This window comes from Streptomyces sp. ICC1, from assembly GCF_003287935.1.
GTDB lineage: Bacteria > Actinomycetota > Actinomycetes > Streptomycetales > Streptomycetaceae > Streptomyces > Streptomyces tritrimontium.
Window position 1 is genome coordinate 8,835,590 of record NZ_CP030287.1, and the last position, 13,602, is coordinate 8,849,191.

Sequence of the window (13,602 nt, forward strand, 5' to 3'; positions counted from 1 at the left end):
GCCCCGGCCGTCCATCCCCGGAACCGTCGCGATCAATAGGTGCACACGTATGCACATGTTGGCTATGATGGTGCGGTTTCCCGCCGTCGACCACCGGGACGGGCCCGATGTTCTCGGTACTGCGCAACCGCGTCTACCGCCGTCTGTTCACGGCCCAGGTCATCGCCCTGACCGGCACGGGGCTCGCGACCGTCGCGCTGAGCCTGCTCGCCTACGACCTCGCCGGGGCCGGCGCCCCGGCGGTGCTCGGCACCGCGCTGGCGATCAAGATGATCGCCTACGTGGCCATCTCCCCGATGGCCGGCGCCCTCGCCTGCCGGGTTCCGCGCCGGACCCTGATGGCGGCGATGGACCTCACCCGCGCCGGTGTCGCGCTCGCCCTGCCGTTCGTCACCGAGATCTGGCAGGTCCACGTCCTGATCTTCCTGCTGCAGGCGGCGTCCGCGGTCTTCACGCCGGTCTTCCAGGCCACGATCCCCGAGATCCTCCCCGAAGAGCGCGACTACACCCGGGCCCTGTCGATGTCCCGGCTCGCCTACGACCTGGAGAGCCTGTTCAGCCCGGCGCTCGCCGCGGCCCTGCTGACCCTGGTCTCCTACGACCGGCTGTTCATCGGGACGACCGCGGGATTCGCCGCCTCCGCGGCCCTCGTCGTGTCCACCGTGCTGCCCCGGCCGGTCCCCGCCGGGCGCAGCGCCGGGCACGCCGCCCGCGGCCGCTCGAAGGCCGCGTTCGGGGCCCGCCTCTTCTGGGCCACGCCCAGGCTCCGGGCCCTGCTCGCCCTCGACCTCGCGGTCGCCGCCGCCGGGTCCATGGTCTTCGTCAACACGGTCGTCGTGGTCCGCGACCACTTCGACCGCCCCGCCGCCGCCGTGTCCCTCGCCCTCGGCGCGTACGGCGCCGGCTCCATGCTGACGGCGCTGCTCCTGCCGCGCGCGCTGCGCCGCCGCACCGACCGCGCGGTGATGCTCCCGGCCGCCTTCTTCCTCCCGGCGGTCCTGGCCGCCGTCGCGGCGCTCACCGGCGCCGCTCCGGGCCGGTGGTCCTGGTACGCGGTGCCGGCCGCCTGGGCCGCCATCGGCGCCGCCTGCTCGGCCGTGCTCACCCCCGGCGGCCGGGTGGTCCGCCGCTCGACGGCCGACAGCGACCTGCCGGCCTCGTACGCCGCGCGGTTCTCCCTGTCCCACAGCTGCTGGCTGCTCACCTATCCCCTGGCCGGGTGGCTCGCCGCCGGGGCCGGCCTGCCGGCGGCCGCCGTCGTCCTCGGCGCGATCTCCCTCGCCTCGGCGCTCGCCGCGGCGGCGATCTGGCCGGCCCACGACCCGTCCCGGCTCGACCACGTCCGGCCCCGATTTCCCCCGTCGCGCCCGCCGTGCCCGCCGTGGAGCCGCTCGTCTCCCTGCTGAGCACCCCCGTGACGCCCGGCCCGGTGCTCCAGGCCGGTCCGCCGACCGCGGGACCCGAGTACCTGGACCTGCCGCAGGCCGAGATCCCGGTGCAGACCGGGGCCCCGTGGACGGTGGAGCAGGCTCCGCAGGCCGCGGCGGCCCCCGAGCCGGCGCCCGTGCCTGAGCCCGTGGCGGCCGTCGTCGCCGCGGAGGCCCAGCCCGAGCCGCAGCCCGAGTCCCCGTCCGAGCCCCAGCCCGTCGTGGTCTTCGCGGCCCCCGAGCCCGTGGCCGAGCCCGCGCCCGAGCCGGCCCCCGCCGCCGTCGCCTTCACGGGCTCCGGGCCGGTCGAAGCCGAAGCCGAGGCCGCCGCGGAGCCCGAGGCCGAGGCCGAGCCCGTCGCCGCGGTCCCCGAGGCCGTCGTCGTACCGGCCCCCGAGCCCGCTCCGGAGCCCGAGCCGGTCGTGGAGCAGGCCGCGGAGCCCGAGCCGCAGCCCGCAGAAACGGTGGTTCAGGCCGCCGAGCCGACGCCGGAGCCCGAGGCCGTCGCGGCCGCGCCGGCCGAGGTACCGCTGGAGCCCGAGACCGCCTTCGAGCCCGCTGCCGAGCCCGCTGCCGAGCCCACCGCCGAGGCGGAAGCCGGCACCGGCCCCGCATCCGAGCCCGAAGGCGAACCGGCGCCGGAGCCGGAGCCGGAGACCGCCCCGGAGGCCGGGGCCACCGAGCCCGCGCCCGCGTACGCCGACGCCGAACGCGAGGCCGTGCTGCGCGTCATGCGCGAACGCCGTGACATCCGCAAGGGCTTCCGCAGCGACCCGATCCCGCACGAGGTGCTGCTCCGCGTGCTGGAGGCGGCCCACACCGCGCCCAGCGTCGGCCACTCCCAGCCGTGGGACTTCGTCGTCATCAAGTCGGCCGAGACCCGCCGCACGATGCACGAGCTCGCCGAGCTCCAGCGCGAGGCCTACGCGAAGTCGCTGCCCAAGGGCCGGGCCAAGCAGTTCAAGGAACTCAAGATCGAGGCCATCCTCGACACCCCGGTGAACATCGTCGTCACCGCCGACCCCACCCGGGGCGGCCGCCACACCCTCGGCCGCCACACCCAGCCGCAGATGGCCCCGTACTCCTCGGCCCTCGCCGTCGAGAACCTTTGGCTCGCCGCGCGCGCCGAGGGCCTGGGCGTCGGCTGGGTCAGCTTCTTCGACGAGCGCGAGATGGTCCGCGCGCTCGGCCTGCCGGAGCACCTGGAGGTCGTGGCGTACCTGTGCGTCGGGTACGTGGACGAGTTCCCCGACGAGCCCGAGCTCGCCCAGGCCGGCTGGTCCCAGCGCCGCCCCCTGTCCTGGGTCGTGCACGAGGAGACGTACGGGCGCCGCGCGCTGCCCGGCGAGGAGCCGCACGACCTGCTCTCGGAGACCGTCGCCGGCATCCGCCCGCTCGACGCGAAGGCCCTCGGCGAGGCCTGGGAGCGGCAGAAGCGCATGACGAAGCCGGCGGGCGCGCTCGGCATGCTCGAGATCATCTCGGCGCAGCTGGCCGGCCTGTCCCGGGTCTGCCCGCCGCCGATCCCGGAGCCGGCCGCCGTCGCGATCTTCGCGGGCGACCACGGCGTGCACGCCCAGGGCGTCACCCCGTGGCCCCAGGAGGTCACCATGCAGATGGTCGCCAACTTCCTCGGCGGCGGCGCGGTCTGCAACGCGTTCGCCAACCAGGTGGGCGCCGAGGTCTGCGTGATCGACGTCGGCGTCGCCGGGGACCTCCCGGCCACGCCGGGGCTGCTCCCGCGCAAGGTCCGCCCGGGCACGGCCGACCTCTCCGTCGGCCCGGCGATGACCCGCGAGGAAGCGGTCGCCGCCATCGAGGTCGGCATCGAGACGGCCCGCGACCTCGTCGCCGCGGGCAACAAGGCGCTGCTGACGGGCGAGATGGGCATCGCGAACACCACGGTGTCCGCGGCCCTGATCTCGGTCTTCACCGGTGTGGACCCGGCGGAGGTGACCGGCCGCGGCACCGGCATCAACGACGAGACGCACGCCCGCAAGGTCGAGGTGGTCCGCCGCGCCCTCGAGCTCCACCAGCCGGACCCGGCGGACCCGATCGGCGTGCTGGCGGCCATCGGCGGCCTGGAGCACGCGGCGATCGTCGGCCTCCTGCTCGGCGGCGCCTCCCTGCGCACGCCGGTCATCCTGGACGGCGTGAGCGCCGGCGCGGCCGCCCTGGTGGCCCGCGCCATCGCCCCGGAGTCCCTCTCCGCCTGCATCGCGGGCCACCGCAGCGCCGAGCCGGGCCACGTCGCGGCCCTGAACAAGCTCGGCCTGCGCCCCCTGGTCGACCTGGACCTCCGCCTCGGCGAGGGCACGGGCGCCCTGCTGGCCCTCCCGCTGGTCCAGAGCGCGGCCCGCGCGATGCACGAGGTGGCGACCTTCGACTCGGCAGGCGTGACCTGGAAGTAACCGGGCCCCGGCCTCCCCGGCCGGGGAGCACCGCGCAGCTCCGTACCGCCGGCCCGGCGGCCGACGCCTCCGGGCCCGCGACCGGGCCCGGCCTCGGTCCCGCGAGCGCCGTCGGGCCCGGCCCCGGACCGCAGCCCGGCCGGCCCCCCGCAGGGCTCCGCCGGATCGAGGGGCTGCTCCTCGGCCTCGCCGCGGGCGACGCCGCCGGCTGGCCCGCCGCCCGGCACCGCGCCAGCCGGATGCCCGAGTGGACCCGCCGGCTCACCCGCGAGCTCGACACCTTCGCCGAGCAGAACGCCACCACCACCCTCCCCGTCCCCATCGCCCTCAACCAGCCCCCGGAGCCGCTGCGCCTCGGCCCCTCCGACGACGCCGAATGGGCCGCGTTCGCCGCCGAGTCCGTCCTCAGCGCCGCCGGGGTCCTGCTCAGCGACCTCTCCCGGTCCCGCAGGATGCGCGCCGCCATCGACCTGGCCTGGAACGCCCTGGCCAGCGAAGTGGCCAGGGCGGCCGAACGCGCGCCCGAGGTCGAGTCCGCCGTCCTCCCCCTGCGCGCCCGGATCTCCGTCCGGGCCGGCCTCGGCAACCTCGCCGCCGGCCTGCGCCCGCCCGCCACCGGCCACGACAACCCGCACTACTTCGACGACGCCGCCTGCATCCGCGCCTGCGTGCTCGCCGTCGTCCACCCCGGGGACCCCCTCGCCGCGGCCGACCTCGCCGAGTTCGACGCCCGCTACACCCAGGACGGCGACGGGGTCCACGGCGCCCGCGCCATGGCCGCCGCCATCGCCACCGCACTCGCCGGCGCGGGTACGGACGCCGCCGTCGACGCCGCCCTCGAACAGCTCCCGGAGGCCACCGAGATCGGGCGCAACGCCCGGCACGCCGTCCAGCTCGCCCGCGCGGAGCCGAACGGCGGCGCCTTCGCCATCGTCCCGCTCCTGGAGCACCAGATCGTCGACCACGTCTACAGCTACGGGATCGCCGCCGCGGAGACCGTCCCCGTGGCCCTCGCCCTCGCCACCGCCGCCCGCGGACGGGTCGGCGAGGCGGTCCCGGCCGCCGCCTGCCTCTCGCGCGTCGCGGACTCCGCCCCCGCCCTCGCCGGCGCCCTCACCGGGGCGCTCGGCGGCGGCGACTCGCTGCCCGCCGCCTGGCGCGAGGCCTGCCGCACCCTCTCCGGCTGCGCCCTCCCCCGCCTGGCGGGCACCGACCTCGTCGAACTGGCCGCCCTGCTCGACCGTACGGAACTCACCTCACCGAAGCCCCAGCCCCAGCCCCAGTCCCAGCCACGGCCGCACCCCCAAGGAATGACCCGCACATGACGATCGACCCCACTCTCACCCTGGACGACAGGATCACCGGCGCCCTCGTCGGAGCCGCGGTCGGCGACGCGCTGGGCGGCCCGGTGGAGGGCTGGACCCCGCAGCAGATCGTGGAACGGCACGGCGGCCGCGTGCGCGGCATCGTCGGCCCGTGGCACGAGAACTGGCGCACGGCCCGGCCGATCGCCCCGTACCACAAGGGTGACGGCCACGTCACCGACGACACCCTCATGACGCACGCGCTGGTACGGGTCTACGCGGCCGTACGGGACCATCTGGACGCCTACGCGGTCGCCGAGCACCTGGTCCCCGATCTGATGGCGACCCCCCGCTGGATCCCCGAGCTCGAAGCCGAGGCCCTCCCCCTCCAGCGGATCTTCCTCGCCGAGAAGTGGATCGTGGCCCGGCTGCACTACGGCCACGTGGACCCGCGCGAGGCGGGCAGCGGCAACATCGTCAACTGCGGCGCGGCGATGTACATGGCCCCGGTCGGCCTGGTCAACGCGGGCCATCCGGAAGGGGCGTACGCGGAGGCGCTGGACGTCACCGGTGCCCACCAGTCCTCGTACGGCCGGGAGGCGGCCGGCGTCTTCGCGGCGGCGGTGGCGGCGGCCTGCGTGCCGGGCGCCACGGCCGCGTCGGTCGTCGACAGCGCCCTGTCCCTGGCCAAGGACGGCACGCACGCGGCGATCTCCGCGGTCGTCGAAGAGGCCGCCCGGCACCGGGACTTCGAATCGGCCCTGGCGCCGCTGCGGGCGGCGATCGCCCCGTTCGACTCGGTCGGCCCGGACTACCGCAAGCCGTCGCTGGGCGCGCGCCGGCCCTCGCGCCTGCACGCGATCGAGGAGCTCCCGATCGCGCTGGGCATGCTCCTCATCGCCGACGGGGCGTACGAGGGCTCCGTGCTCGGCGCCGTCAACTACGGCCGGGACTGCGACTCCATCGCCACCATGGCGGGGGCGATCGCGGGCGCGCTGTCCGGCGGGGCGGCGGTACCGGCCGCCTGGTCCAAGCAGGTCGCCGAGGCCAGCCGCCTCGACCTGCACGCCCCGGCGGCGGTGCTGGCCGCGGTGGCCCGCGAGGTCTTCGCCCGGGACCGCTCGCGCCGCCGGGCCCACGAGTCGGCCTTCGCCGCCCTGACGGCCGCACCCCCAGATCGGCCGCCTGCGCCATCCTGGCCAGTCCGGCCCGCCGTTCCGCGTCCGGGTGGGGGAAGGGCCTGCGCAGGGCCGGATACAGCCCGACCAGGTCCGCGACCCGCCGCGCCGTCGCCATCCCGAGCGGTCCCTCCGCGAGCCGCGCGCCGAGCCGGGCCCGAGGTACGCCGTGCAGTGCGCCCGCGAGCACCCCCGCCAGCCGCGCCTCCCCGGACCTGCGCTCCGCCAACCCGTCGATCCGGTCGGCGACTTCGGCGACGATGCCCCCGACCGCATCCGCATCCGCATCCGCATCCGCATCCGCATCCGGAGCGGGCGCGAGCGCGAGCGCGGGCGCGTGCGCGGCCGCGTCGAAGCCCAGGGCGCCGAGCAGCCCCGCACCGTCGGGCTCCGCGCCCGACCGGACGTCCCACAGCGCGGCCTGCGGACCGAGTCCGTTCGGCACCACCGCCGCGTACATCCAGTGCGTGTCCGTGGCCACGTGACCACCCCGCACCCACTTGGCCACGCAGCGCCCGAAGTCGGAGCGGTCGAAGCCCGCCGCGGTGCGCACGACGTAGCCCTCCTGGCGTGCCGTGTCGATCCGCAGTCTGCGCAGCGCGCGCTCGTCGAAGACGCCCCGCCAGAGCACGCGGGGCCCCGGCACGCCGAGTTCGCGCAGGAAGCCCGCCGTCCGGTCCCAGTCCAGGCAGTGGTCGCCGTCCCACACGGAGAACCCGTAGAACCACGAGTCGAGTTGCTCGTACGCGAGCGAATGGCGGGCGTACACGTTCTCCCCGCAGACCCGCCGGCCGGCCGGTATCCGCGCCCCGATCCGGCTCTGCAGGCCCTTCACCCAGGCTCGCGAGGGATGGTGGCCCGAGTCGAGCGAGCGCGCGTGCAGGCCGTTGGAGTACAGGGTGGTGTTCTCCCCGTCGAGCTTCTCCGTGACCACGACCTCCCGGCCGGCCAGGGAGTCGAGCCGGGTGGTCCGCACGTCGTCGGAGCTCGCGCCCGGGGACCACGGCAGATGCGGGGTCCGGGGGTAGTGCGTGCGCATGGTCCGCTCCTGCTCGACGACGGTGGGTTCCGTCACTGTACGGAGGCCGAAAGCGGCCGGACCAGCGAATATCGGGAGCCCCCCCCGCCCGTCCGGCACCTCTCTTCCGTACCCGGCGGCAGTGTGCCGACGCACCCGCGCGCCGGCGCACTGCGCGTCGGCGCGGGCCCGGCTCAGTAGCCGATCGTGAACCGCTTGCCCGGGTGCGCGTCGCGCTCGATCTCGTCGACGAGGGCGACGGCGTAGTCCTCCGTGGAGATCAGGCTGTGGCCGTCGTCGTCCACGACGAGGTCGTCGCTCCCCAGCCGGTACGTTCCCGTCCGCTCGCCCGGCTCGATCCGGGCGGCCGGGCTCAGGCAGGTCCAGCGCACCTCGTCCGCCGGCACGGTCAGCAGGAAGTCGAGGGCGTCCCCGTGGGCGTGCATCACGGCGAGGACCGGCTCCGGGATCCCGGCCTGGTCCCAGACCAGCGGTCCGCCGGGGGTGCGCAGGGAGCCCGCGCCGCCGACGGTGACGACGCGCGGCCCGGGCCCGTCCGCGCCGAGCGCCTGGACGCCGCCGACCAGCGACTTGGCGGCGCTCACGAGCGTGCCGGGATCCCCGGGGCCGGGCCCGTAGGCGCTCACCACCACGTCCTGCCCGGCCGCCGCCCGGCTCACGGACGCGGGGTCGAGGACGTTGCCTTGGACGACCGCGGTCGCGGCGCCCGCGTCGGCCTCCGAGAGGCGTGCGGGATCACGGACGACGGCGGTGACCTGGTGCCCGCGCCCGGCTGCTTCGCGCAGCACGCGGGATCCGATGGTGCCGGTCGCGCCGAAGAGGGCGATCTTCGCCATGGCGACTCCTGGGGGTGGAGGCTGTGGGGACCCCGGCCGGGGCCCGCCGGGCCCATCCAAGCGAATCCCGCCTCCCGCGCCCCGCAGCGCCACGCGGTCAGCGCAACGCGGTCAGCGGCACAGCGCCACGATGGCCGGGTCCACCGTCCCCCGCGCCGCCGCGCACAGCGGTGCCATGTCGTACGTACGGTTCGGCGCCGGCCGGGACCCGCGGGCCTTCGCGGCGGGGGCGGGTGCCGGGGCCGGCGCGGGCCGCCCCGTCCTGGCCCGCCGGGGCCGCTCCGGCCGGAGCCCGGGCGAGACCGGCTTCGCCCTGCTCCGCTCGCGGGCGGCCGGCGCGGGCCGCGGGTCGGCCGCCGGAGCGACGGCGCCGGCAGCGGTGTCGGCAGCGGTGTCGGCACCGGCTCCGGCATCGGGCGAGGGGGCCGACGCGGGGAACCCCGGGAGCGGGCCCAACGGCCGGGCCTCGTGGTCCGGGGCCGGGGCCCGGCCCGCCCGCACGCCCGCCGGGGCCCCCGCCGGGACGCCCCGCGCCGCGGCCCCCGGCCCGCGCGCCGGCGTCGCGGGGGCCGGTGAGCCGGTCCGGGGCGGTCACGCCATCACGAACTCGCACCACACGCATTTGCCGCTCCCCCGCGATTCCACGCCCCACACGTCCGCCAGCCGGTCCACCAGCATCAGGCCGCGTCCCGACACTCCGGACTCGCCCGCCTCCCGCCGCCTCGGCAGGGCGCTGGAGCGGTCCTCGACCTCCACCCGGAGCCGGCGCTCGGAGCCGGCCAGGACCCGCAGCGTCACGATCGCCGGGCCGTCCGTGTGCATCAGGGCGTTCACGATGAGCTCGTCGGCGACCAGTTCGATCTCGTCGGCCCGCTCCCGCGCCCCCCAGGCCCGGACCGCCGCGCCGATCATGTGGCGGGCGGACACCAGGGCCTCCGGATCCCCGGGGGCCACGTGCTGCTGGAGGCGGCCGCCGCCCTGCGGGGGGTCCTTCGCCTCGCGGCGCAGCAGGAGCAGCGCCATGTCGTCGTCGCCGCCCCGGTCGTCGACGACCTCGCAGAGCCGGTCCGCGAGCTGCGCGAGGTCCCCCGGTCCGGTGCGGATGAGGGAGGCGAGGAGCCGGATGCCGTCGTCGAGGTCGGCGCCGGGCTGTTCCACCAGGCCGTCCGTGCACAGCAGAAGCGTTTCCCCCGGACCCAGCTCCACCGTCGTCACCGGGTACTCCAGCCGCCCGAACTCGGCGGACAGCCCCAGCGGCATCCCGCCTTCCAGCGCCAGCTGCCTGCAGTCCCCGTCGCGGGTGCGCACCAGGGGGTCGATGTGGCCGGCCCGGACCAGTTGCAGCACCCCGGTCGAGAGGTCCGCCTCCGCGTAGGTGCAGGTCGCGAAGCGGTCGGTGTCCAGTTCGTGCAGGAAGACGGAGGCGCGCGCCATGACGGTGGCCGGCGAGTGCCCTTCGGCCGCGTAGGCGCGCAGGACGATCCGCAGCTGTCCCATGACCGCCGCCGCGTGCGTGTCGTGGCCCTGGACGTCGCCGATGACCGCGCCGACCCGGCCGCCGGGCAGCGGGATGACGTCGTACCAGTCCCCGCCGATGTCCTGGCCCATCCGGGCGGACCGGTACCGTACGGCGATCTCCGCGCCCGGCACCGAGGGGATCCGGCGGGGCAGCATCGCCTGTTGCAGCCCTTCCGCCAGATCGTGCTCCTGCTCCAGGAGCATCGCCCGCTGCAGGCTCTGCGCGATGCTGCTGCCGAGCGCGACGAGGAGGTTGCGCTCGTCCTGGGTGAAGCCGTCCTTGTCCTGGTAGAGCAGCCCGATCGCGCCGATCGGGCGTGCCTGGGCGATCAGCGGCAGGTAGGCGGCCGCCGAGATGCGCATGTACGAGATCTTCGCCCAGAGCCCGGGATAGCCGGCGGCGAACTCGGCCGCCGAGTCGAGGAAGCGCGGCTGGAGCGAGCGGACGACCTCGCTCATCGGGTACTGCTCGTCGATGCGGGTGTAGCGGGTGCCGGGGACGAAGCTGCCGGCCGGGCCCTCGGCGACGAGGTGGATCCGGCCGGCTTCGACCAGGCCCATCACCATGCCCATGGAGCCCAGCCGTTCCAGGCCGTGGGCATCGCCCAGCGCGTCGATGACGTCCTGGACGGTGCGGGCGTGCGCGAGCGCGGCGGTGGTGCTCTCGACCACGGAGGTCTGGCGGCGCCGCTCCTCGTCCAGTCCGAGGCGTTCGGCGGAGTGGCTGAGCTCCTCGGTGGCGTCCCGGACGATGCCGATGATCCTGAACGGGCGGCCGTCCGGGCCCCGCATGACCCGGCCCTGGGTGTGGGTCCAGCGCAGCCGGCCGTCGTGGCAGCGGATGCGGAAGTAGGCGCCGTAGCTGTCGACACCGCTCTTGAGGGCGGAGGAGACCAGCGCGTCGAGCCGGACGGCCTCGGCGGGCGGTACGCGCGGCGCGAGGGTCTCGGGCCGGCCGTCGTACTCCCCGGGAGTGGTGTCGAAGACGTCGAGGGCGGCCACGTCCATGTGCATGAGACCGGTGACCAGGTCCCAGTCGAAACTGCCCATGCGATTCAGCGCGAGCGACCGGTCCGGATGTGCGGGCCAATCGTCCGGCAGCGATACGGCGGTCGGCACCGGTCCACCATGACACACGGGCCGGTCAGGCGCTCTCCAGATACTGGCCGTCGTAGGGAGCCGAGGGCTGCTGGTCGGGGACGGAGTACGGGTCGCCGTAGGGGTCGCCGTACGGGTCCGCGTACGGGTCGGACGGGTCGGACGGGTCGGACGGCGTGTACTGGTCGTTGGGCTGCGGCGACGCCGCGTCCGGGCCCACCGGGGCGCCCGGGTCGGACGGGACGTCCGTGGGCAGGTCCGAGGGCAGGTCCGAGGCGGGCGGCGGGGCGGTGGGCCGGTCGCTTATACACATCTGACCGTGCCGGCGATCCACGTTGTGTAGGATCCGGTGGTCGGCCCAGGCGGGTCTGCTCCGCGCGCCGGGCGAAGACCGCCACCTGGTGCTGGAGCGCGTCGAGGAGACCGGCTTCGGCGGGCGCGCCGGCCGGCGCGGGCAGGGTGGGAATGGCCGAGGGGGGGGGGAGGGGCGGGAGGTTTCTTCGCATGGGGGCGACAAGGGTGGGGGGCAGAGGAAGCGGGCGTGGGGCGGCGCGTACTCCCCGTACAAGAAATGATAAGGCCCGGGGGGGGGGCCGGGGGGGGGGCGGCCCGGGGGGGCGGGGGTTGGCCGGCCGGGGGCCGCCTCCCGCACCGCCGTCCGCGCCGCCTCGGCGCGCAGCCGGCCCACGCTGCCGGGGCCCAGCCCGCCCGGCGCCACGTCCGCGGGCTCGGCGCGCCCTCCGTCCAGCACCTCGACCCGGCCGACGCCGGCTCCCGCCAGCACCGAGGCGATCACCGCGCCCACCCGGCCGCTCCCGCGCACTTGGACCCGTATCCCCCGGCGGGCGGCCACACCCCGTAAGTCCCCGCCCGGCCTGGGGTGCACCAGGGACAGCGAGCCCAGGTCCGGTCCCAGCCGGGCCAGGGCCTCGGGCCGGGCCCGCACGGCTTGGGCCCGGGGGCCGCCGGCGGTGGCGTCATCGAGCAGGCCGGCCGCCGCCAGCCGCCGCACCACCTCGTCGACCCGCCCGTCCGCGAGCCCCATCCCCTTGCCCTGCGCGCGCAGCAGCTCCATGCCCCGGGTCCCGTCGATCAGGTCGAGGAGCAGGCCGGTGGCCGTGTCCACCGGACCGAGGACGACCGCGTGGGCGGGCGTCACCCCGAACTGCACGGTCTGCAGATCCCGCCAGGCCCGTGCCAGTGCGGGCTTCACCTTCGGATACATCTCAGCCTCCCCCGATCCACGCGCCGCATCGCCTCGCGCCGCTCTTCCGCAAGATTGCCCGGCCGCGGAAAGGCGCGTGAGAGTTTGTCCACAGGCGAGGGGTATCAGGCATATGAGATGGATAGCCGAGGGTTCTTTGTGGTTCTCCCGGGGTGTCCGAGAACGGATCGCGCTCGAACCCCGGAGGGGCGGGACTTCCGCCGCGGCGAGCGGGTACCGTCGTGGCGTGTCCGCCGATCCACCGCAGCGCGCCGTCGAAGTCCGCCGGAGCGCACGCCGCCGCAGGACCGTATCCGCCTACCGCGAGGGTGATCGTACGGTCGTCCTCATCCCTGCCCGGATGTCCGAGGCGGAGGAGCAGCGCTGGGTGGGCGTCATGCTCGACAAGCTCGCGGCCCAGGAGAGCAAGCGCACCCTGGGGGACGCGGAACTCACCGAGCGGGCCGGGCGTTTGTCCGAGCAGTACTTCGCCGGCCGCGCGCGCCCCCGCTCGGTCCGCTGGGTCACCAACCAGAACACCCGCTGGGGCTCCTGCACCCCGGCCGAGGGCAGCATCCGGCTCTCGCACCGCCTCCAGGGCATGCCGGAGTACGTCGTCGACTACGTGCTGCTGCACGAGCTGGCACACCTCCTCGTGCCCGGTCACGGCCCCGGCTTCTGGGAACTGCTCGAGGCCTACCCGCGCACCGAGCGGGCCCGCGGCTACCTCGAAGGAGTCGTGGCCGCCGAGCGTCTTCCGAAAGTCCCGGCCGCGAGGGATGAATGATCCGCAATTGCCGGTGATGTCACAGCCCGTGATATGTACCGGGTCGGTACCGACTTGGCCGGATGTCCGAGGTTGCCGTTAGCCTGAGCGGCACGTATTCACAGTCGGGATGGGGGACGGTCTTACGTATGGCCAGGGAATTCCAACGCGGTCACAAGGCCAAGATCAGTGATCTGACGGCGGGCACGGACCTCTACGTGGGTGTCCAGATCGCCGGGCCCGGACTCGCCATCGACATCAGCTGCTTCGGCCTCGACGCGAACGAGCAGCTCTCGGACGACCGCTACTTCGTCTTCTTCAACCAGCCGAAGTCGCCCGAGGAGTCCATCCAGCAGCTCGGCGCGCAGTCCGGTGACGCGGAGTCCTTCCGGGTCACCCTGGACCGCATTCCGGCCAACATCCACAAGCTGTCCTTCGCCGCCTCGATCGACGGCGCCGGCCAGATGTCGCAGATCGGCCCGGGCTACATCCGGATCGTGGCGGGCGGCGAGGAAGTCGTCCGGTACACCTTCACGGGCTCGGAGTTCAGCACCGAGCGCGCGCTGATGATCGGCGACTTCTACCTCAAGGACGTGTGGCGCTTCGCCGCCGTCGGCCAGGGCTTCGACGGCGGTCTCGCCGCGCTGCTCCAGAACTTCGGCGGCGAGGTCGCCGAGGAGGAGCAGCTCGCACCGCAGGCGCAGGCCCCGGCCGGCGCCCCCGGCTTCGCCCCGCCGCCGCAGGGAGCCGCGCCCGCGCCCGCCTTCGGCGCTCCCGCACAGGCCCAGCCGCCGGCCCACCACCGACGTCAACGCCGGGTA

The 13,602-nt window shown here is 75.5% G+C and carries 6 protein-coding genes and 4 pseudogenes; 6 read left to right on the top strand and 4 right to left on the bottom strand.

Features of this window, described 5'->3' with window-relative positions; translation table 11 throughout:
- Nucleotides 1–107 precede the first annotated feature (107 nt).
- The 4 genes and pseudogenes from DRB96_RS41525 to DRB96_RS41540 form a co-directional block, all read left to right on the top strand.
- The gene (locus tag DRB96_RS41525) at nt 108–1,406 is read left to right on the top strand and encodes an MFS transporter (protein ID WP_112452986.1); all 1,299 of its coding nucleotides are present in this window, start codon (nt 108–110) and stop codon (nt 1,404–1,406) included.
- A 146-nt stretch (nt 1,407–1,552) separates the two neighbouring features.
- Nucleotides 1,553–3,838, top strand: a pseudogene (gene cobT, locus DRB96_RS41530) (nicotinate-nucleotide--dimethylbenzimidazole phosphoribosyltransferase); the annotation flags it as partial.
- The gene (locus DRB96_RS41535; protein ID WP_112454452.1) at nt 3,829–5,163 is read left to right on the top strand and encodes an ADP-ribosylglycohydrolase family protein; all 1,335 of its coding nucleotides are present in this window, start codon (nt 3,829–3,831) and stop codon (nt 5,161–5,163) included. The pseudogene cobT and the gene DRB96_RS41535, both read left to right, overlap by 10 nt.
- Nucleotides 5,160–6,308: pseudogene (locus tag DRB96_RS41540) on the top strand (ADP-ribosylglycohydrolase family protein); the annotation flags it as partial. The gene DRB96_RS41535 and the pseudogene DRB96_RS41540, both read left to right, overlap by 4 nt.
- Here DRB96_RS41540 and DRB96_RS41545 read toward each other — a convergent pair.
- From DRB96_RS41545 to DRB96_RS45655, 4 genes and pseudogenes are all read right to left on the bottom strand, one after another.
- Nucleotides 6,287–7,359 (bottom strand): annotated as a pseudogene (locus DRB96_RS41545) (RNA ligase family protein); the annotation flags it as partial. The pseudogenes DRB96_RS41540 and DRB96_RS41545 overlap by 22 nt on opposite strands.
- 173 nt (nt 7,360–7,532) lie before the next feature.
- Nucleotides 7,533–8,195 (bottom strand): NAD(P)H-binding protein, encoded by a 663-nt coding sequence (locus tag DRB96_RS41550; RefSeq protein WP_112452987.1) that lies wholly within the window; start codon nt 8,193–8,195, stop codon nt 7,533–7,535.
- A 591-nt stretch (nt 8,196–8,786) separates the two neighbouring features.
- Nucleotides 8,787–10,763, bottom strand: a complete 1,977-nt coding sequence (locus DRB96_RS41560) for a SpoIIE family protein phosphatase (RefSeq protein WP_239516359.1) — start codon at nt 10,761–10,763, stop codon at nt 8,787–8,789.
- A gap of 94 nt (nt 10,764–10,857) precedes the next feature.
- Nucleotides 10,858–12,036: a ThiF family adenylyltransferase gene (locus DRB96_RS45655; RefSeq protein WP_239517842.1), complete on the bottom strand. Its 1,179-nt coding sequence runs from the start codon at nt 12,034–12,036 to the stop codon at nt 10,858–10,860.
- 226 nt (nt 12,037–12,262) lie between these two features.
- Here DRB96_RS45655 and DRB96_RS41570 point away from each other — a divergent pair, with 226 nt between their 5' ends.
- Nucleotides 12,263–12,802 (top strand): M48 family metallopeptidase, encoded by a 540-nt coding sequence (locus DRB96_RS41570; protein WP_112452990.1) that lies wholly within the window; start codon nt 12,263–12,265, stop codon nt 12,800–12,802.
- 128 nt (nt 12,803–12,930) lie between these two features.
- Nucleotides 12,931–13,560, top strand: a pseudogene (locus DRB96_RS41575) (TerD family protein); the annotation flags it as partial.
- Nucleotides 13,561–13,602 lie beyond the last annotated feature (42 nt).

Coding starts and splice junctions, on each gene's coding strand:
- DRB96_RS45655 (WP_239517842.1), bottom strand. CDS start 12,036: ATGTATCCGAAGGTGAAGCCCGCACTGGCACGGGCCTGGCGGGATCTG.
- DRB96_RS41550 (WP_112452987.1), bottom strand. CDS start 8,195: ATGGCGAAGATCGCCCTCTTCGGCGCGACCGGCACCATCGGATCCCGC.
- DRB96_RS41560 (WP_239516359.1), bottom strand. CDS start 10,763: ATGGGCAGTTTCGACTGGGACCTGGTCACCGGTCTCATGCACATGGAC.
- DRB96_RS41525 (WP_112452986.1), top strand. CDS start 108: ATGTTCTCGGTACTGCGCAACCGCGTCTACCGCCGTCTGTTCACGGCC.